The following is a 20,262-nucleotide window of genomic DNA, read 5'->3' on the forward strand; positions in this document are numbered from 1 at the left end:
CTTACTAAAATCAAACTGCTTTTTTTGTTTCTTCATTATAAATGATTGTCGGTTCACCGATTTCTTTGGCTGCATCTTCGGTAATAATGACTTTTTCAATCGACTCATCAGAAGGAACATTGAACATCACGTCCATCATGATATTTTCGATAATCGAACGTAAACCACGAGCACCCGTATTGCGTTCGATCGCTTTATCCGCAATCGCGCGTAGAGCAGCTGGATCAAACTCAAGCTCAGTATCGTCTAATGCTAACAGTTTTTGGTATTGTTTGACTAGCGCATTTTTCGGCTCCGTCAAAATACGGACCAAGTCATCGGTCGTCAATTTGTCTAAAGCTGCCATAACCGGCAAACGGCCAATAAATTCTGGGATCAAGCCGAATTTCAACAAGTCTTCAGGAATGATATGTTGCATGATGCTTTCATCTTCTGAGAACCGTTTGTTGTTCGTTCCAAAACCGATCGTTTTTTCACCCATCCGGTTTTTAACGATGGTATCAATCCCATCAAATGCACCACCAACGATGAATAAAATATTCGTCGTATCGATTTGAATCATTTCTTGATGAGGATGCTTCCGTCCACCTTGAGGCGGTACACTTGCTTGTGTCCCTTCCAAGATCTTCAGCAACGCTTGTTGCACCCCTTCACCCGATACATCTCGCGTAATCGAAACATTTTCGCTTTTACGAGCGATTTTGTCGATTTCATCAATATAAATGATACCCTTTTCTGCCATTTCAACGTTATAGTCCGCTGCTTGCAGAAGTTTCAGCAAAATATTTTCTACATCTTCTCCGACATATCCAGCTTCCGTCAAGCTGGTGGCATCGGCGATAGCAAATGGCACATTCAATGAACGGGCCAATGTTTGAGCAAGGAACGTCTTCCCAGAGCCAGTTGGTCCAATTAGACAAATATTGCTTTTTTGCAACTCAACGTCTTCTGCGGTCGGCTCAACGTTCACTCGTTTGTAATGATTGTAAACCGCTACAGCAAGTGTCTTTTTCGCACGATCTTGTCCGATGACGTAATCATTTAATATATGCAGCAATTCTTGTGGTTTAGGTACCTCGGTAAATTCACGAATGGCTTCTTCGTAGAACTCTTCGTCAATGATCTCCTTGCACAAGTCGATACATTCATTACATATGTATACACCAGGACCGGCAACGATCTTCTTTACTTCCTCTTGCGTCTTCCCGCAAAAAGAACAACGAACAGCGTCATTTCCATTTGTGTTGTCGTACATACTGTTCACCCCTTGATAAATTTCTAACCTGTAAAGGAGTGGAATTGGTTTTACTATCTTTACAGTCTTTAATCATCTTATCATAACTCATTTGAAAGAAAAAGCTATTTCTCATGGCCGTTACGTTTTCTTAGCAATTGACCACGTCCACAAAATAAGTCAAGATCCTCCTGCTCAAAAAGGCAAAGTAAGCAAAAACGATCGTATGAAATATACACACCATTGCTTTTTGATCAATCAAAAAGGGCAAACATCGGAAAAGACGTTTGCCGCTCTTTTGATGAAAATTAAGCTTCTTTCGCCGTACCAGTTACGATTTCAACGGCTTTCTTCATTGTGATGTCATGTTTCAACATATCTTCTGTCAAGACGCGTTTGATTTGATCAACAGGCATGTTGTAAGCTTCTGAAAGCTCTTGAATTTCTTTTTCGATGTCTTCTTCAGTTGCTTCCAAACCTTCTGCTTTTGCGATTGCTTCAATCACAAGGTTAGTTTTCACACGAGTTTCTGCTTCGCCTTCAAATTGTTGATGCAAGTCAGCTTCCGTTGAACCAGTCAATTGATAGTACATTTCTGGTGAAATTCCTTGACGTTGCATGTTGTTCAAGAACTCATCCATTGAGCGGTGAACTTCGTCATGGACCATTGAATGTGGTAATTCAACGATTTCTGCGTTTTCTACTGCTTGGCGAATCGCTGCTTCATCTTTTGCATCTTCAGCAGCTTTTTCTTTTGTTTCTGTCAATTCTTTGCGGTATTTTTCTTTTAGTTCAGCAAGTGTTTCAACGCTATCATCAACATCTTTCGCAAATTCATCATCTAATTCAGGCAATTCTTTTGATTTGACTTCGTGAACAGTTACTTTAAAGACCGCATCTTTACCTGCTAGATCTTCTGCTTGATAATCTTCAGGGAAAGTGACGTTGACTTCTTTGCTTTCGCCAGCTTTCACTCCTACTAATTGATCTTCAAAACCTGGGATGAAAGAGTTAGAACCCAATTCTAATGAATAGTTTTCGCCTTTGCCGCCTTCAAATGTTTCTTCACCTAAGAAACCTTCAAAGTCGATAACGACTGTATCGCCATTTTCAGCAGCTTCGTCTTCTTTGATGACTAACTCAGCTTGTGCTTCTTGTTCACGTTTGATGCGAGCATCTACGTCTTCTTCTGTTACTTCACGATCTTGTTTTTCAACAGTCAACTCTTTGTAATCACCAAGTTTAACTTCTGGTTTCACAGTCACTTCTGCTTTGATCACCCAGTCTTGACCTTTTTCCATGCTGTCAACATCGATTTTTGGTTGTGATACTGGATCAATACCAGCTTCTTTAACTGCTGCTTCATAAGCTTCTGGCAAGACAGCATTCAATGCATCTTCATACAATGCTTCTTCTCCGTACATACGGTTAAACACTTGGCGGGATACTTTTCCTTTACGGAAGCCAGGTACGTTTAAGTTGCCTTTCACTTTATTAAATGCAGTCGTCAAGCCTTTTTGGATTTCAGCTTGCTCGATCGAAAATGTCAATACACCATCATTGGTGCCTGTTTTTTCCCATTTTGCAGTCATTTATTTCCCTCCGAATAACAATTATATTTTACATATGAAATAGTTTCATGCATACCTTTAAATAGTACACTAACGTTCTTTAATTGTAAACATTTTACCTAGAAACTTCTCGTTTTTTTCTTGAGTGATCTGCTTTCAGAATTAGAAAGAACCCAAAATCTTTCGTAATCTTGTTTTCTTACGTTGGATCTCCTCGTCGATCGCTTGTGGTTCGCTTTTTGCAAAAAGATCTTGATACTCAGCGATATAGCTTTGTACCCAGCGATCAATCTCTTGGGTTTCTGGCAAGAACGGATAGCTTAAAGCAAAATGATCATTCAACTCTTCTAAAATGCCTTCTGCTAAGGTTGGATTTTCTTGCCCGATTCGTTCATTCACAGCTTGTCGCATTTGGCTGAAAACTGGCACTTCCCTCAATAAAGATAACTGATTGGGAATGATCTGCCGTTGATCCCCCATGTAGTCTATCAATTCAAACTGCTGTGAACTTCCTAAACGGACAAGCTCTTCTACTAGTTTTGGTAACAAAAAAGGATTCGTTAACTGAGGAAGCAGCTCCGTCATCAACGATACAAACTGATCCTTTGTGAGTCCTTGGGAAAAAACGTGCCATGTGTGCCCGCTAACTGGTTGGTTGCTGCTGTCCATTGCAAGCAATGACTGTTTTTTTCCTAAAAAATCTTCCAAACCAAGTATTTGTTGAACTTCTTCTACTTTATCCAATTCTTTCACTAAATTTTCGCTTACCGCTTCAGAGATCACCGGAAATTCCTCTGCGAGTCTTATCCATTTTCTCGCTTGCAAGTATTGACCATCAAGAATCAACAAATGACCAATTTGAACAAAACCATTTGGATCTTGTAGGTATTCATCCAAGAAATCATCTGCCACTTCCAACGCTTTTGCAAAATCAGACAGTTGCTGTAAGCACTTAACGAGAGACTGATTGATCTCAAAAGAAGAATGCTCAGTATAAATTTCCTGGTAATCATGGTAAGCCTTCAGATAATCTTTTGCCTGATATGCTTTTTCTGCTGAATGACGCAGGCGGTCTTCAGGTTTTGGAAACTGGATCGTGTCTCCCATATCTCATTCTCCTTTATCTGTAATCGATCTGCAATCGCACTTCCGCTTGTATGGTGCAATCTTCTGGTAGCAAGACCGCTTTTCAACGGGTCAGTCTTCGTTTGCCTCAAATAGAGACTGACCGCTCATTACGTTATTGTCTATTCTTGTTATATATTGGCATTTGCCTGTTTATTGAATGCTTTAATCAAATTGATAGTAACCACACTGGTCTCAGAAAAATAATCTCCGGCATGCTGCTTTTCTTTAGTAAAAATCACTGGCAAATAACCGCAATAAAAGAAAGGATTGAATTGCAAAACGTAGCGCATACACAGTTCTCTTGTCAGAACTGTTTTCCAACTCAAATCAGCTTCTGTAAATGACACGACCCGAATACCGAAAATCATCTTACCTACCGTTTGTCCCTGATTGAACTTTGTTAATAAAACAAAATAGCCTAAGTAGATGGCCAACGAGAGTAACTGGTAGAGTCCAAAAGGATGCCCGCTACTTGACCAACCACCTAAGTGATAGATCGTATCCAGAGTAATTCCTGTAATAGCTCCGATACAAAGTACATCTACGAGATAAGCAAATAGCCGAATCCAAAACCCAGCAAAAAAGTAATCTGGAAAATCATTCACTCGTCTGCGTTCTTTCTGTTTGTCTTCTATCCCCTCATACCGTTGCCATTCTTTTTGACGCTGATCAATCTCTTCCTCGCTAAATTCTTTTCTCTTAAACGAGCCCAATACTTGTTGATAGAAATCATCTGGATGATTCGTCGCAGCGGCCTCTTGATTTGGGGTATCCACAGCTAGTTGTGCTTCTTGATTCGCCTGCTCTGTAGAAATTCCAGAGGTCGACTCTAGATTTTCCAGAGTTACGTTTTCTGCTCCCTGTTCAACAGGTTGTTGTTCGATTCGTGGCTCTTTCGTTTCTTTTTCAGGCATAGTTATTCACCTCCATAATAATAAAGAGGTTTCGGCGCATCCATCGTACCTAGGCTTTCCACTACTTGCAAAAGACGACTAGACTCAGATGCCTTCAGCCCTTGAAACTCTGCCAGCTTAGAACCCAGCCATGTAGAAGCGAACCCTGTGGAACCGACACCATATTCAAAAATTTCCGCATCCTCTAACCCTTGATCTGCTTCTAATGCAGCGAAGGCGTCCTCAGGAAACCCAATTTCGTCAACTAACCCGTTCTCCACTGCTTGTTGACCATCATAAATCCGTCCGTCAGCAATTTTTCTAACAGCTTCTTCTGACATGCCTCGTCCTTCAGCTACAATGGAAACAAAGCGTCCGTATGCATTATCCACGTAAGTTTGCAGAACTTTCTTGTCCTCATCGGTAGCGGCTCTTGTAGAGGAACCCATATCTTTCAAGGCACCACTTTTATAGGTGCTATCTTCGATCCCTAATTTATCCAATAAACCTGAATAATTCAATCCAGACATAATAACTCCGATAGAACCTGTCACAGTTTCATCTGTGGCAAAGATTTTGTCCGCACCCGCTGAGACATAATAACCACCGCTAGCTGCGGTGTTCTTCATACTGACATAGACAGGAATTCCAATTTCTTTGATCTTTTTCATTTCACGAGCAATCTCTGCACTTTCGTAAACTCCGCCCCCAGGCGAATTCACTTCAAATAGAATCCCTTTGATCGTTGGGTCCTCTTGCGCGGCACGTAATTCTTCCAGAAATAATTGATGATCATATCCTTCTGATGAGAACAATCCACCACCTGAAGTATTCGCAATCGTCCCTTCCAAAGTTAAGCGAAGGATACGGTTATTGCTATCTCCAGCCGCTATTTGATGTTCCTCCAATTCATTGCTTCCGTATAAAAGAGCATTCAATCCGTCCAGTGACGACTCTTCATTTGCTGGCGGAGCCATCAAAGCAAAAACACCTGAGCACGCAAACAATCCAATTGCAATCGCAACAGCCACCCATCTTCTCTTATTCATTTTTCCACTCCTTTTTAATAGCGGTTCTCAATCACAATTACCGCTTCAACTAGTCCACTTGCATCGAATTTTTCGCTTTTTTCTTTCAATGCGTAGCCGCCGAAATATTCTTTAGTTAATTCATCTTGCACTCGAAACGCTTGTGCTTCTTGAACAGAGATTGCACCCGGAAGAATTTCCTGCAGGCTGTCCCAACCAGTGTCTAACATGATTTTTGTATCATCATTGACATTTTCTTGTTTCTCTAATCTTTCCACTATTTCCTTTAACTCGGAAAACGTCATACATTGTACAGCTTCTGACATCTTCATCCCTCACTTTCTTCTGTCATTGTATCGAAATTAAAAAAAAAAGGATAGTCAAAAACGACAATTCCAATTTTACGAATTGGATCATCCGCAATTCTCCTTCTTTAAATCTCCATTACAGAACAAACATTGCCTCTAATAACATCTATACCAATTATTTTTTTTAGCTTTTTCTCTTGACTAACGTCCTTATAAATATTATGATAATGCATGTATTTCTACAAAATAATTTAAGGAGGATAGATAGACCAATAGGAATAGCGCCAGATCTGTACAACAGATGACGAGGAAAGAGTTTATCGAAGTTTTCGGCGGGTAACTCTAGGGACTGCACTCTATAAGCAAGAACAAAACCTCATCGTGAGATGAAAACAAACCTCTTGCTGCGCAGGTAGAAATACATAACGAATCGTAAATAAGTAGTGGAAAGTAGGATTTGTCATTATGTGTGGAATCGTAGGAATTGTAGGAAAATCAAATGCTGAACAAGTCATTTTGAATGGTTTGGAACGTTTAGAATATCGTGGGTATGACTCAGCAGGTTTATATGTTGCTGATCGTACTTCTGGCCACTTAGTCAAAGCACAAGGGCGTATCAAAAACTTGGAAGACAAAGTCACACCAGAAGTAACAGGAACGATCGGTATCGGACACACTCGCTGGGCAACTCATGGTAAACCATCAGAAAAAAATGCCCACCCTCATACTTCTTCTAACCAAGAATTAGTACTGGTTCATAACGGAGTAATCGAGAATTTTGAAGAATTGCATCAAAACTATTTAAGTGATCATCACTTCGAAGGACAGACAGATACAGAGATTGTCGTCCACTTGATCGAAGTATTGAAAAAAGACCTTTCGACTAAAGAAGCGTTCAAAAAGGCACTCTCATTGATTCGTGGTTCTTATGCCTTTGCATTAGTTGATAAAAATGACCCTGAAACCATCTATGTAGCAAAAAATAAAAGTCCGTTATTGATTGGGCTTGGGGATGGGTTTAACGTTATTTGTAGTGATGCATTGGCTATGTTGGATCAGACTACTCATTTCGTTGAAATTGAAGACGGTGAAATGGTAACTGTGACGGCAGAAACGATTGAAATCGAAGACCTAAAAGGAAATCTTGTTTATCGCGAGTCTTATGAAGCACAACTTGATTTAACAGACATCGAAAAAGGAACGTATCCTTACTATATGCTGAAAGAAATCGACGAGCAGCCAGCTGTGATGCGTCGTCTCGTTCAAGAGTATCAAGGCACAGGAGAAGTGACGATCGATGACGCATTAAAGGATCAAATGATTGCGAGCGACCGCATCTACATCGTTGCTTGCGGAACCAGTAATCACGCTGGTTGGGCCGCAAAAGCGATTCTAGAATCTCTGACACAGATTCCTGTTGAAGTACATTTATCAAGTGAATTCGGCTACAACATGCCTTTGCTGTCTGCAAAACCTTTCTTTATTTTTCTATCACAAAGTGGAGAAACAGCCGACAGCCGACAAGTCTTGGTAAAAATCAATCAACTGAATTTGCCTAGTCTGACTATTACAAATGTAGCAGGCTCGACTCTTTCTCGTGAAGCTGACCATACATTGTTACTTCATGCCGGACCTGAAATCGCCGTAGCTTCTACCAAGGCCTATACTGCTCAAATCGCAGTTTTAACCTTATTAGCAAAAGCAATCGGTGATGCTAAAGGTATTGCTGCTGCACAGGACTTCGATGTTTTCCATGAATTAAGTATTGTTGCCTCTGCTATGGAAACATTAGTTGATGAAAAAGCGGTCATCAGTCAATTAGCAGAAGATTATTTGTCTGTTAGTCGCAATGCGTTTTATATTGGTCGAAGCAATGACTATTATGTTTCCATGGAAGCTGCACTGAAGCTAAAAGAGATTTCTTATATTCAAGCAGAAGGATTTGCAGCTGGCGAATTGAAACATGGAACCATCGCACTGATCGAAGAAGGAACCCCAGTCATCGGAATCATCACTGAAGAAGTGACCGGCTCCCATACGAGAGGAAATTTGAAAGAAGTTGAGTCTCGTGGCGCTCATACTTTAGTCATCGTCAGCCAAGAACTAGCGAAAGCGACGGATCACATTGTTTTGCCTTCGGTCCATCCATTGGTTACTAGTTTAGTTGCCGTGATTCCTACGCAACTGTTGGCTTACTTTGCAACATTGCAACGAGGGTATGACGTGGATAAACCTCGAAATTTAGCTAAATCAGTGACTGTCGAATAAAACTTTTAAAAGTTTTTAGGCAGAAAAAAGAGCTGCGACAATCGTCTTGTCGCAGCTCTTTTATTCGTACAACCAATTAAAAGCAATTTTTTTAGACAAGCTGAAACTGCTTGGAACTGCCTATTTTGATCATCCTTTCTTTTCTCGTCCCTCAATTTTTTTAAAGTCTTTTAAGTAATGCACAAAACAGCAAACAGCATTCATCCCAGATTCATTGCACCTCTGTTGATCAACATAGGAGAAATGTATCATTTTTTTACACACCACGTGCCATTTATGATGATTATCCCTACTATCGTCAGTAAAATAGTTGCAACGAATAAAATATTCCCCATTAATGACCAGTGATCACTAAAAAGTAATGAAAGCAGGATGAAAGCACCCAGAACCAACATACCGATGCCATTCGCTACATACAAACGATCTAAATCATACTGTGCCTTTTTTTCTTCAGAAGCCATATTGTATCCAGCAATCAATTGCCATCCATGTCTGCTTAAAAATAGGATACCTGTAATAAAAAACAAACCCACGACTAACCATCCTGTTGTATTTCCCATCACACATTCATCCTCTCTACACATCTGCCTAACGTTTAGATCCATTCAACCAATCGGTTTCTTGCGCTTTATACAGTGAGTATACCACATGAAAATCATTATTTGGATTATCATTATATTTTCACAAGATAAAAAAACCAACGAAAACGACTTTCGTTGGTTTTTGATCTCATTTATTCCGCACCGATTTCTTCCCGTACGACAGCTGCGATTTTATCGACATAGTAATCTACTTTTTCTGTTGTTGGTGCCTCAGCCATCACGCGCAATAGTGGCTCTGTTCCAGAAGGACGTACTAAGATTCTACCTTCCCCATTCATTTCTGCTTCTGTTTCTTCGACGATTTTTCGGATTGCCGGTACATCCATCGCGCCATTTTTATCTGTCACACGAATATTAACTAATTTTTGCGGATAGATCGTAACTTCCCCTGCCAGCTCAGAAAGTTTTTTCCCAGTCTGCTTCATGATATTCAATAACTGGATACCAGACAGCATTCCATCCCCTGTCGTATTGAAGTCTAAGAAGATCATGTGTCCGGACTGTTCCCCGCCAAAGTTGTAGTCATTTTTGCGCATTTCTTCTACAACGTAGCGATCACCCACTTGAGTAATCACATCTTTCAAACCAATGGCTTCAACAGCTTTATGAAAACCTAAATTGCTCATCACAGTTGTAACAATGGTATCTTGTTTCAAACGTTTTTGTTCAGCTAAGTATTTTGCACAAATGTACATGATCTTATCGCCGTCAACAATATTACCTTGTTCATCAATAGCGATCACCCGATCACCGTCTCCATCAAAGGCTAGTCCAACATCGGCCCCTTTTTCGACAACAAACTCTGCTAATTTCTCAGGATGAGTGGAACCAACACCATCATTGATGTTCAAACCATTCGGCGAAGTTCCCATAGTATAAAAATCAGTTTCTAAGTCTGCAAACAACCGATTGACACTTGTAGCAGTCGCCCCATTGGCTGCATCTACACAGACGGTGATGCCCTCTAGATCACCCGGGATCGTTTGACGGAGAAATTGGGAATACTTCAAAAGACCTTCTGGAAATTCATCAACGGTTCCTAAACCTTCAGCTGACGGCCGTGGTAACGTATCTTCTGCAGCATCTAATAAAGCTTCGATCTCCGCTTCTTGTTCGTCCACCAATTTGAAGCCATCATTACCGAAGAATTTAATTCCGTTGTCTTGTGCTGGATTATGTGATGCTGAGATCATTACTCCAGCACTAGCTTTTTGGACCCGTGTCAGATAAGCCACACCCGGCGTTGAGATGACGCCTAGTTGAAACACTTCGATTCCCACAGATAGCAAACCAGCGATCAGTGCATTTTCTAATAGCTGACCAGAGATTCGTGTGTCTCGACCAACTAAGACGCGAGGTCGACGATCGTCTGTTTCATGTTGACTCAATACATATCCGCCATAGCGGCCAAGTTTAAATGCTAATTCTGGTGTAAGTTCCTTATTTGCTTCTCCACGAACACCATCTGTACCAAAATATTTTCCCATAATGTATTACCCTCTCTTATTCTTTACTCTCATCTGAAGTTGTAACAGTTGTTTCACTTTCTGAATCACGGTTTTCTTCACTAGATGATTCACTAGTTTCATCTGATCGAGATTCGGCAGATGAATCGTTGCCAGTTTGACCATTCGTTTCCGTTGATTGGAAAACAGGTGTCACTTGGATCGTCACTACTTTAGGATCAACCGTCACACCATCTGGCACTGGCACTTCAACAGTTCGCTCAACAGTTGAGGTGATTCTTGAAATATCGATTGGTACGCCAATTTGATCTAATGTATCTAAAATAGACTGGCTACCAGAAATCGTTCCGCTGATTGCACTCATTCTGTAGATAAAATGGGAGATGCCGTTAGGAACTGTTCCTTGCTGGGTGACGAATAATTCCACTTGTTTTGTCGGGGCTTCTAATGTTACCGTTACGTTAACAGTTTCGGGATCTGGCAAAATTGCTAATGCATTTTTAGCGGTATCCCACGCTTGTATCGTTCCTTTGACTGTTGAAGAGGACGTTCCGATCTCATTAGGATCAATGACAGCCACCACACGATCGATATCATTTAAGGTGCGATCACCCGTTGTGATCGCTACTTTCTGAGGATCTGCCTCTAGAGAAGCGATAGAATACCCTTCTTTTAAATCTGCGCCCGATATGACTGGTTCAACAGTAAATGTTTTTGTTACTTTCTTTTCAATAGTCACTGTGATGGTCTTCGGCTCGATTTCAGCTGTTACACCCGAACTCAAATTCTGAACTTCTAAAGGAACTTCATGCGTTCCTTCCCCTAATTCAGAGAGATCCGCCATCACGCGAAAGTTTCGTGTCTCATCATTTTTTTCTGCATTCAACTGGATACGATTTCGACTTTTCAAGGTGACATTCACGGTGGTTTCATACCCTTGGATAAAATAGCTATCTGTATCATACGTCGTTTGGATGGGAACATTGCTAAGATGTTCTTCATAACCACTAGTAGAGCCGGATAGATTGACTTGCAGTGTGGAACCACTAGCAATAAAAAACAACACCAAACTAAAGAACAGCGCTAGTATACCATAAAAAATATTTCGTTGGCGTTCTTTCTTAATCATTTTCTTCCCCCTTTGTTCACACCGTCAAGGAAAGATTGCAGTAGATTACGTTTTGCTGTTTTTTCTTCAGGCACAAGCTCTCGATTCAAAATATCCAAGTATTGTTCTCGAGATAACCCAGATAACAATTGGTTGTTCATAGTGATACTGACATCCCCAGTTTCTTCAGACACAACGATCGTCAAAGCATCACTGACTTCTGACACCCCCACTGCCGCCCGATGCCTAGTCCCGAATTCTTTAGGAATCAACAAGCTTTCTGAAAGGGGCAGATACGCACTCGAAACCGCAATTTTGCCGTCTCGTATAATGACTGCTCCGTCGTGCAAAGGTGTGTTGGGAATAAAAATATTGATCAATAGTTCTCCGGTAATATCGGCATCCAAGGCAATCCCAGTTTCGACATACTCTTCCAAACCGGTAGTTCGCTCAATTGTAATCAAGGCACCTATTTTGCGTTTCGCCATATACTGGATCGCTTTATCTAAAGATTGGACCATCACTTCGTCTTCGTGCTTTTCAGACTTAGAGGTCTTGAATAGCGAACTCCGACCTAAATGTTCCAAACCTCGCCGAATCTCCGGTTGAAAAATGACAATAGCAGCGATCACCCCATAGGTGATTACTTGATCCATCAGCCATGAGAGAGTTCTCAAACCAATCAAACCCGCTAAAAAACGTAAGACGATAAACAGCCCGACCCCTTTGAATAGCTGGATCGCCTTGGTCCCTCTGACTAACTGAATCAATTTGTAGACCACATACCAGACAACTAAAACATCCAAAACATTGATTAAAAACGAAATAGAAAATATATTAAACGAGAAAACTTCTCTCCAATAATCAAAATTAAAAAAATCACTGAAATTCATCGACATAAACAGCCTTCCTTTATTCTTAAGACTTCAAATAATAGTATAACATAGGACTTCTTTTAACACGTTGAAAAAAAGCAAATTTATCTCATTTTTCCAAAAAAAATCTCACTTTTTTCTGGACTCTCGATTATTGGATAACACGGTTGATCTTTACGTAATGGAGCTTAAAAAAAACAGCTCTGCCAGATACTGGCTAGAGCTGTGACACTTGTCTATTCTGATTTTTTTCTCCGCTCCGCTCTGGCAGCTCTTCTTGCCGCGCGAGCTGCTTCGACTTCAGGATCAGAGACTGATCTACGCTGTTTAGTTCTAACAGAATCTCCTTGTTTTTCCACCGATTGAGGTTCTGCTTCAGACAATGGCTCTTTTTCTAATTTTGCTCGAATCTTTTCTTCTTGTCCAGCAAGACGCGCATAATTATAGAAACGGTTTTTGGCATCCAAGACTGTTTTTGTGAATAATGCACTAGCAGCACTTGGGTTAGCTGCATCTAAGGCTGAAAAACGAACCTGTGTTTTCATAAACGTTGGCATCAACGAAAAATCAGGTTTTTTATAGTCTAGTGTCATTGCTGGCTTACCTTTTTCAGTCATTAATGGGTTGTAACGGTATAGAGACCAATAACCGGAAGCTACCGCTTCTTTTGCTTCTTTGATGGATTGTCTCATACCACCTGCTAATCCATGGGTGATACATGGTGTATAAGCAATGATCAAAGACGGTCCAGGGAATTTCTCCGCTTCTTCGAAAGCTTTGATCGTCTGCATTTGATTGGCTCCGGAAGCAATTTGCGCCACGTATACATGACCATATGTCATAGCCATCATCCCTAAATCTTTTTTCGACACATATTTCCCACTAGCTGCAAACTTAGCAATCGCTGAAGTTGGGGTTGCTTTAGAGACTTGCCCGCCAGTATTTGAATAGACTTCATTATCTAAAACCAGAATATTTACATCCGCGCCTGAGGCCAAGACATGATCGATTCCGCCAAATCCGATATCGTAAGCCCAACCATCGCCACCAATCATCCATTGACTTGGCTTAACAAACAAGTCGCTGTCGTCAAGAATCGCTTGCAAACTTGGCTGTTGATGAATTTCTTGCTGTAAAGCAGCCTGTAATTTTGCCGCCCTCTGTTGGCTTCCTGCACTTTCTTCCCGATGATCGATCCAGTCTTGCATAATTCCTTGTAGATCTATCGGAACAGTGACTAAGGCTGCCTGCATTTTTGCTGCTAAGGCTTCTCTTCGTGTTTGATTTGCTAGAAACATCCCATAACCAAATTCGGCATTGTCTTCAAATAGTGAATTGGACCATGCCGGTCCTTGCCCTTGGTCGTTGGTCGTATAAGGAGACACCGGAGCAGCGCCGCCCCAAATCGATGAGCAGCCGGTGGCATTTGCGATCATCATGCGGTCCCCGAACATTTGAGTCAACAGTTTGACATACGGAGTTTCGCCACATCCTGCACAGGCTCCTGAAAATTCTAGAAGCGGTTTATTGAATTGGGTGCCCATTACGGTACCCGGTTTTGCCGGATTCTCTTTCTGACGTAGTGTCATAGCAAAGGCCCAATTCATTGCTTGCTCTTTTTGGCTTTCATAAGAGCGCATGACCAAAGCTTTGTCCTTTGCGGGACACGCTTCAACACAAAGCCCGCAGCCAGTACAATCTTCGATTGAAACTTGGATACGATACTTCTGACCATCTTTTCCTCGCATTTCTCGAACAATAAACCCTTCTGGTGCCTCTGTCAGTTCATCTTCATCCACTAAGAAAGGTCGAATCGCTGCATGCGGACAAACAAATGCACATTCATTGCACATCGTACAACGGTCGGATAACCATTCTGGCACTTCTAAAGCAATCCCTCGTTTTTCCACTGCAGTGGTCCCTAGAGGCATCGCTCCTTCCGTCATTTGATTCCGAACGAGCGTCCCCACTGATAATTGATTGCCTTCCTGTCGATTGATTGGCTCAACGATCTCCCGAACATAACGGGATGTTGCAGTTGATTTCCGTTCAGGCACATCAATGAAGGCCCATTCAGCTGGCACTTGAATCTCGCAAAGCAATTCAAGGGTCCGATCAATCGCTAAATAGTTTTTTTCGACAATTTCCATGGACTTATGTCCGTAATTCTTTAATACCTCCGCTTTTAAAATCGGCAGAACCTCGTCGAAAGGCATAATATCAGACAAATAGAAAAAGGCAGTTTCCATTGCCGTGTTGATGCGTCTGCCGAGCCCAGTCTCCATCGCTAATTGCATGGCATTGATGGTATAAAAACGGATGTCATTTTCTGCAATGTAACGCTTGATGTGTTTAGGAAGACTAGTTGCAATTTGTTGCTCATTCCAGGTGGTATTTAGTAGGAAGGTACCGCCTTTTTTTAGCCCCTTCAGCAAATCATATGTATGCAGATACGCAGGGGTATGGCATGCGACAAAGTCAGCATGCTCGATCAAATAAGTCGAGCGGATCGGTGTGTCTCCGAAACGCAAATGGGAGACTGTTAATCCTCCTGATTTTTTGGAATCATAATAAAAATAACCTTGAACATACTTATCTGTGTGATCGCCAATAATTTTGATCGCTGATTTATTGGCACCCACGGTTCCATCGGAGCCAAATCCCCAAAATTTCGCCTGAAATGTATTGGGATTGGTCAAGTCCAAAGTAGCTTCCGTGTTCAACGAGAGATGGGTAACATCATCCATGATCCCAATCGTAAACCGTCTTTTTTGCTCACTTTTTGGTTTCGTCAGTTCTTCGTATACAGCAACGATTTGATCTGGCGTTACATCTTTTGAACCCAATCCATAGCGACCACCAATGACAGCTGGCCGGATCGCTGCATCATAAAGGGCACTTTGGACATCTAAAAGCAGAGACTCACCGTTTGCTCCCGGCTCCTTGCTACGGTCTAAAACGGCAATTGCTTTGACCGTTGATGGAAGTTTTTCCAAAAAGACTTCTAATGGAAATGGTCGATACAAATGAATTGTCAAGACCCCGACTTTTCTTCCTTGTTTGAGCAAATGATCCACCGTCTGTTGTACAGTCTGAGCCGAAGAACCCATTGTTACAATTACTTCTTCTGCATCAGCACAGCCATAATAATCGACCAAATCATAGTTGGTTCCGCGCAAATCATTAATGGCTTTCATGTATTTGCGAATTGTTGCCGGTAACGCATCGTAATGGGCATTGACCGTTTCTCGCTGTTGAAAATGAATATCGGGGTTTTGATTCGTTCCGCTAACCGTTGGATGGTTTGGATTCATTGCCTTTTCGCGAAAAGCTGCTAATTTTTCTTGATCAATCAATTGAGCCAATTCACTGTATTCAAGTACATCAATCTTCTGGATTTCATGGCTGGTTCGAAAACCATCAAAGAAATTCAGAAAGGGAATCCCACTTTCAATCGCCGCTAAATGAGCCACAGGTGCAAGATCCATAACTTCTTGAACACTGCTTTCCGCCAACATCGCAAAGCCTGTTTGGCGAGCCGCCATCACGTCTGTATGGTCACCAAAAATATTCAATGCATTCGTAGTGACTGCTCGGCTGGCAACGTGAAATACGCCAGGCAAACGTTCTCCCGCGATTTTGTACATATTTGGAATCATCAACAGCAATCCTTGCGAAGCTGTATAAGTCGTCGTTAAAGCTCCAGTCTTTAATGAACCATGTACTACACCAGCTGCTCCGGCTTCTGACTGCATTTCAACCACTTTCACTGGTTGTCCAAAAATATTTTTCTTTCCGCTGGCGGACCATTGATCTACCAATTCCGCCATTGTTGAACTAGGGGTAATAGGATAGATTGCGGCTAATTCTGTAAAAGCATAAGAAATGTAGGCTGCCGCTGTATTTCCGTCCATTGTTTTTTTCTTGCGCATCTCTCTAACTTCCTTTATCTTCCATTTTGAGCATTCTCACACAATCCATTATAGCTGAAAAATCTACTTGAATAAATACTGCAAATCAAAATAGCAGCGATTTAGTGAAAGAGCAAACGATACAGTTTCTATCTAATCTAAGATTTTTTCACAAATTTCATTTGGTTGTTTCTCCTTTTCTTTCTAGTTGAAATTCTGTTAAACTTAAAAAAAAGGAGGATGAAACATGGATATTTCAATTATCAAAGCTAAAGAAACAAATACGACTACTGGAATCAAGATTGGTGATGAAAATGCTAAGCCAATCATTGAATTCATGAATCTTCGTTGTCCTTATTGCCGCAAATGGTTTGAAGAGTCATTGCCGATCCTAACCGAAGCTGTTGCTGCGGGAAAAGTTCAACGAGTGATCAAATTATTCGATAAAGAAAAAGAGTCTCTTCAACGGGGAAATGTGATGCATCGGTTTGTAGCAACGGATAATCCTGCTCAAACGATCGCAGATATTACTAAAATCTATCAAACACAAGATCAATGGGGACATTTAACTTTAGAGGAGGTTGCAGAATTTGCGCAAAACCAGCTAGGATTAACCGAACATAACCATTCCACGTATGCTGGTGAAATCGTGGAAGAAGCCCGAAAAGCAAATATTCAATTTGTGCCGACCGTTATCGTAGGCAGTCACATTTTCGATGAATCAATCTCAGCGGATGAGTTGACACAATTGATCAATGAATAAAACCTGTGCCACAGTTCTAACAGCAACCCACTCTTGAAGGATAATCGACTCGCACATGCGGTCCAACGAAGCCAAAACTACTTGATACTTAGCCGTTTTAGCTTCATTCTATCCCTTCAACTGTTGTCTTGTTATGACCTGTGGCACAGGTTAGTTTAACTGACTTTATCTCGCAAACGATCCGCAAATTCATTGATTTTACGGATTCGATGGTTGATGCCTGATTTGGAGATCGCTCCAGAAGGAATCATCTCTCCCAACTCCTTCAAGCTGACTTCAGGATGTTCCAATCGCAATTCGGCAATTTCCTGCAGCTTCTCTGGAAGAGCTCCCAGCCCCACCCGTTGTTGAATAAATTCAATATTGTCAATCTGTTTGGAAGCTGCATCGATGGTCTTGTTCATATTTGCTGTTTCACAATTCACCAAACGATTGACTGAATTGCGCATGTCGCGGACAATCCGAACATCTTCAAACTTGAGCATCGAATTGGTCGCGCCGATCAGTGTGAGAAAATCGGCGATTTTTTCTGCGCCCTTTAAATAAGAAATAAAGCCATTTCGTCGTTCAAGGGATCGCGCATTCAATCCATAATAGTTCAACATATCGCAGATATCTTGATTGTGCTCTTCATAGATCGAATAGATTTCTAAATGATAGCGGCTGGTCTCTGGATTGTTGACTGAACCTGATGCCATAAATGCCCCCCGTAAATAGGAACGCATTTTTTGGGCATTCCCCATAATTTCATCCGATACATGACTATGAAACATCAATCCATCCATAATATCCAAATCTAGCAATACACGTTTGGTCTCTTGTTTTAAGCGAACGATGTAAACATTGTTCTTTTTCAACTTCATTTTTCTACGAACCAACAGCTCACTTCGGACATTGTAGTGATCTTTCAATAAGGAATAAATCCGCCGAGCAATGGCAGCATTTTCTGTTTGCACATTGAGAACGAACTGCTGGTTATTAATACTTAACGATCCATTCATTCGTATCAAAGCAGCTAATTCTGCTTTTGCATGTTCCCGATGTACTTCTAGTGATGTCAGTTCCTTTTTGACTTCTGCTGCAAAGGACATAGCGTCGCCTCCTTTCTAGATTTTGGCACCGTAGACGATCCGCAGTAATTCATCGATCACTTTATCACCGTCATGAAAGACACCGCCATCACGTAACTCTAAGAAATCCGCTGAAACCACGCGACAACTTTCATTCCGCAGTCCTTGGAAGTCATGTTTCACTTGGACAAGGTATTCATCGTAGATTTCTGGATCCATATAGCCTTCTGGGACCTTCTCTGTATTGACTAACACGGTATCAATAAAAGACTTCCCTAAATGTTGATGCAAAACTCGAACATGATCTGCATCAGTAAAGTGTTCTGTTTCCCCTTTTTGCGTCATGATATTGCAGATGTAAACAGTCTCCGCTGCCGTTTCCAGCAACGCCTGTCCGATCTCACTGATCATCAAATTCGGCAAGATACTCGTAAACAAGCTACCCGGTCCTAATACGATCATATCAGCTTCTAATATCGACGTCACAACTTTACGTGCAGCTTTGGGTTCATTTTCGTCATCTTGATTCCGCACAAACACGTGATCGATGGTTTTACGATCCAAGGCAATTTTGGATTCTCCCACTGCTTCTGTCCCGTCTTTAAAAACAGCGTGCAAAATCAAAGGTTGGTCAGAAGAGGGATAGACATGGCCATCAATGTGCATGATTTTTGAAAGTATCTGGATCGCTTCATAGGTACTGTTGCGCATTTCCGCAATGGCGGCAATGATCAAATTACCTAAGGCATGGTTTGCAAGAAATTTGTCTTCTTTCTTGAACCGATACTGAAAAATATCATTATAGAGTTGCGGCATATCTGACAAAGCAGCCAGCACATTGCGCAAATCACCTGGAGGCGAAATAGACGAAACTAGGTTGCGGATCTCACCACTGCTGCCACCATCATCTGCGACCGTCACAATTGCTGTGATATCAACACCTTGATTCCGCAAACTTTTTAAAATGACCGGCAGGCCAGTTCCGCCCCCAATGACAACGATCTTAGGTTTACGGATTCGATAGGTTTTCATTTTCATGATCGATTCACCGTCTCTTTGCGCTTATCTTTGTCACGATGGGTCACATTGACTTTGTAATTTTTTGCTAAAGCAGCGCTGATCCGTTCAGATAAAGCGACTGAACGATGTTGTCCGCCCGTACAACCAATTGCGACCGTCAAACTGCTTTTTCCTTCTTTGATATACCCAGGCATTATAGTTTCAAGCAATGTCTCAAATTGCTGATAAAACTCTTCAGTTTCTGGAAAAGACATGACATAGTCATATACGGTTTCATCTTTTCCCGTTAGCGGACGCAATTCGGGTATATAATGTGGGTTTGGTAAGAATCGCACGTCCATCACGATATCCGCATCGATAGGCAATCCGTATTTGAAGCCAAAGGAAACAACTTCCACCCGAAATCCATGTTCATGGGAAGAACGAAATTCTTGATTGATCTTTTCTCGCAGCTGTCTTGGTGTTAAAGTTGTCGTGTCGATCACGATATTCGCTTTTGTCTTCAAGTCTTCCAAGATCGCACGCTCTTTACGGATCCCTTCCGTTATTAAGCCGTCCATCGCAAGGGGATGGGCTCTGCGTGTCTCTTTATAACGAGAAACCAACTCATTGTCTGTAGCATCTAAGAACAATATTTTTGTATCGATGAATCGAGTATTCTCGATATCGATCAGCATGCTTTGGATTTCTTCAAAAAAGGAACGCGAACGCAAATCAACGACCAATGCAATTTTGGTCACTTTCCCTGACTCTTTGATCAATTCCCAGAATTTAGGAATTAAACTCGGCGGCATGTTGTCAATACAAAAATAGCCCATGTCCTCAAAACTTTGAATAGCAACGGTTTTTCCTGCTCCACTCATACCAGTGATGATCACTAGTTCTAAATTATCTACTTCTGTCATCGTAAAACTCCTTCCTCACTCATTAACAGTATATCATGCCGGGCGTATCATTTAAACACTACCGCACAAAAAAAGCATCAACATGAGAGTTGACTCCCATGTCAATGCCTCG

Annotated in this window: 16 protein-coding genes; 2 read left to right on the forward strand and 14 right to left on the reverse strand. The window is 41.4% G+C overall.

Annotated features, from left to right (window positions below; translation table 11 throughout):
- Nucleotides 1–10: 10 nt before the first annotated feature.
- The 6 genes from clpX to HED61_RS11675 form a co-directional block, all read right to left on the reverse strand.
- Nucleotides 11–1,255, reverse strand: a complete 1,245-nt coding sequence (gene clpX / locus HED61_RS11650) for an ATP-dependent Clp protease ATP-binding subunit ClpX (protein WP_219645036.1) — start codon at nt 1,253–1,255, stop codon at nt 11–13.
- 287 nt (nt 1,256–1,542) lie between these two features.
- On the reverse strand, nt 1,543–2,826 hold the full coding sequence (gene tig, locus HED61_RS11655) for a trigger factor (RefSeq protein WP_219645035.1): 1,284 nt from the start codon (nt 2,824–2,826) through the stop codon (nt 1,543–1,545).
- Nucleotides 2,827–2,967: 141 nt separating this feature from the next.
- Nucleotides 2,968–3,912, reverse strand: coding sequence for a tetratricopeptide repeat protein (locus tag HED61_RS11660; protein WP_219645034.1), 945 nt, complete (start codon nt 3,910–3,912; stop codon nt 2,968–2,970).
- 149 nt (nt 3,913–4,061) lie between these two features.
- Nucleotides 4,062–4,847, reverse strand: coding sequence for an RDD family protein (locus tag HED61_RS11665; protein WP_219645033.1), 786 nt, complete (start codon nt 4,845–4,847; stop codon nt 4,062–4,064).
- 2 nt (nt 4,848–4,849) lie between these two features.
- Nucleotides 4,850–5,875, reverse strand: coding sequence for a signal peptide peptidase SppA (gene sppA, locus HED61_RS11670; RefSeq protein ID WP_195957198.1), 1,026 nt, complete (start codon nt 5,873–5,875; stop codon nt 4,850–4,852).
- Between the two features lie 14 nt (nt 5,876–5,889).
- Nucleotides 5,890–6,180 carry a hypothetical protein gene (locus tag HED61_RS11675; protein ID WP_060813438.1) on the reverse strand — a complete coding sequence of 97 codons (291 nt, stop codon included), beginning with the start codon at nt 6,178–6,180 and terminating at the stop codon, nt 5,890–5,892.
- A 447-nt stretch (nt 6,181–6,627) separates the two neighbouring features.
- Between HED61_RS11675 and glmS the strand changes: the two genes are divergently transcribed.
- Nucleotides 6,628–8,430, forward strand: a complete 1,803-nt coding sequence (gene glmS, locus HED61_RS11680; protein ID WP_219645032.1) for a glutamine--fructose-6-phosphate transaminase (isomerizing) — start codon at nt 6,628–6,630, stop codon at nt 8,428–8,430.
- A gap of 248 nt (nt 8,431–8,678) precedes the next feature.
- Here the strand turns inward: glmS and HED61_RS11685 are convergent, their stop codons facing one another.
- From HED61_RS11685 to nifJ, 5 genes are all read right to left on the reverse strand, one after another.
- Complete coding sequence (locus HED61_RS11685) at nt 8,679–8,990, reverse strand: DUF3784 domain-containing protein (RefSeq protein ID WP_230322252.1); 312 nt, start codon at nt 8,988–8,990, stop codon at nt 8,679–8,681.
- Nucleotides 8,991–9,163: 173 nt separating this feature from the next.
- Complete coding sequence (gene glmM, locus HED61_RS11690; RefSeq protein ID WP_003126423.1) at nt 9,164–10,519, reverse strand: phosphoglucosamine mutase; 1,356 nt, start codon at nt 10,517–10,519, stop codon at nt 9,164–9,166.
- A gap of 16 nt (nt 10,520–10,535) precedes the next feature.
- Entirely contained in the window at nt 10,536–11,627 is a 1,092-nt protein-coding gene (locus HED61_RS11695; protein WP_156247455.1) for a CdaR family protein, read from the reverse strand.
- The gene (cdaA, locus tag HED61_RS11700; RefSeq protein ID WP_005471347.1) at nt 11,624–12,505 is read right to left on the reverse strand and encodes a diadenylate cyclase CdaA; all 882 of its coding nucleotides are present in this window, start codon (nt 12,503–12,505) and stop codon (nt 11,624–11,626) included. The genes HED61_RS11695 and cdaA overlap by 4 nt, the downstream gene beginning before the upstream one ends.
- A 212-nt stretch (nt 12,506–12,717) precedes the next feature.
- Nucleotides 12,718–16,413 carry a pyruvate:ferredoxin (flavodoxin) oxidoreductase gene (gene nifJ, locus HED61_RS11705; RefSeq protein ID WP_195957195.1) on the reverse strand — a complete coding sequence of 1,232 codons (3,696 nt, stop codon included), beginning with the start codon at nt 16,411–16,413 and terminating at the stop codon, nt 12,718–12,720.
- Between the two features lie 226 nt (nt 16,414–16,639).
- Between nifJ and HED61_RS11710 the strand changes: the two genes are divergently transcribed.
- A complete protein-coding gene (locus HED61_RS11710; protein ID WP_003126419.1) occupies nt 16,640–17,155 on the forward strand; it encodes a DsbA family protein in 516 nt (171 codons plus the stop codon).
- Between the two features lie 155 nt (nt 17,156–17,310).
- Here HED61_RS11710 and whiA read toward each other — a convergent pair whose 3' ends face one another.
- Genes whiA through rapZ form a run of 3 tightly spaced genes read right to left on the reverse strand, consistent with a single transcriptional unit; the run spans nt 17,311 to nt 20,150 of the window.
- Nucleotides 17,311–18,246, reverse strand: coding sequence for a DNA-binding protein WhiA (gene whiA, locus HED61_RS11715; protein WP_060813334.1), 936 nt, complete (start codon nt 18,244–18,246; stop codon nt 17,311–17,313).
- Nucleotides 18,247–18,261: 15 nt separating this feature from the next.
- The gene (locus tag HED61_RS11720; RefSeq protein WP_005471344.1) at nt 18,262–19,263 is read right to left on the reverse strand and encodes a gluconeogenesis factor YvcK family protein; all 1,002 of its coding nucleotides are present in this window, start codon (nt 19,261–19,263) and stop codon (nt 18,262–18,264) included.
- Nucleotides 19,260–20,150: an RNase adapter RapZ gene (gene rapZ, locus HED61_RS11725; RefSeq protein WP_003126416.1), complete on the reverse strand. Its 891-nt coding sequence runs from the start codon at nt 20,148–20,150 to the stop codon at nt 19,260–19,262. The genes HED61_RS11720 and rapZ overlap by 4 nt, the downstream gene beginning before the upstream one ends.
- Nucleotides 20,151–20,262: the final 112 nt, after the last annotated feature.

Source organism: Enterococcus gallinarum (genome assembly GCF_021496385.1).
Classification (GTDB): Bacteria; Bacillota; Bacilli; order Lactobacillales; family Enterococcaceae; genus Enterococcus_D; species Enterococcus_D gallinarum.

Coding starts and splice junctions, on each gene's coding strand:
- clpX (WP_219645036.1), bottom strand. CDS start 1,255: ATGTACGACAACACAAATGGAAATGACGCTGTTCGTTGTTCTTTTTGC.
- tig (WP_219645035.1), bottom strand. CDS start 2,826: ATGACTGCAAAATGGGAAAAAACAGGCACCAATGATGGTGTATTGACA.
- HED61_RS11660 (WP_219645034.1), bottom strand. CDS start 3,912: ATGGGAGACACGATCCAGTTTCCAAAACCTGAAGACCGCCTGCGTCAT.
- HED61_RS11665 (WP_219645033.1), bottom strand. CDS start 4,847: ATGCCTGAAAAAGAAACGAAAGAGCCACGAATCGAACAACAACCTGTT.
- sppA (WP_195957198.1), bottom strand. CDS start 5,875: ATGAATAAGAGAAGATGGGTGGCTGTTGCGATTGCAATTGGATTGTTT.
- HED61_RS11675 (WP_060813438.1), bottom strand. CDS start 6,180: ATGTCAGAAGCTGTACAATGTATGACGTTTTCCGAGTTAAAGGAAATA.
- glmS (WP_219645032.1), top strand. CDS start 6,628: ATGTGTGGAATCGTAGGAATTGTAGGAAAATCAAATGCTGAACAAGTC.
- HED61_RS11685 (WP_230322252.1), bottom strand. CDS start 8,990: ATGGGAAATACAACAGGATGGTTAGTCGTGGGTTTGTTTTTTATTACA.
- glmM (WP_003126423.1), bottom strand. CDS start 10,519: ATGGGAAAATATTTTGGTACAGATGGTGTTCGTGGAGAAGCAAATAAG.
- HED61_RS11695 (WP_156247455.1), bottom strand. CDS start 11,627: ATGATTAAGAAAGAACGCCAACGAAATATTTTTTATGGTATACTAGCG.
- cdaA (WP_005471347.1), bottom strand. CDS start 12,505: ATGTCGATGAATTTCAGTGATTTTTTTAATTTTGATTATTGGAGAGAA.
- nifJ (WP_195957195.1), bottom strand. CDS start 16,413: ATGCGCAAGAAAAAAACAATGGACGGAAATACAGCGGCAGCCTACATT.
- HED61_RS11710 (WP_003126419.1), top strand. CDS start 16,640: ATGGATATTTCAATTATCAAAGCTAAAGAAACAAATACGACTACTGGA.
- whiA (WP_060813334.1), bottom strand. CDS start 18,246: ATGTCCTTTGCAGCAGAAGTCAAAAAGGAACTGACATCACTAGAAGTA.
- HED61_RS11720 (WP_005471344.1), bottom strand. CDS start 19,263: ATGAAAATGAAAACCTATCGAATCCGTAAACCTAAGATCGTTGTCATT.
- rapZ (WP_003126416.1), bottom strand. CDS start 20,150: ATGACAGAAGTAGATAATTTAGAACTAGTGATCATCACTGGTATGAGT.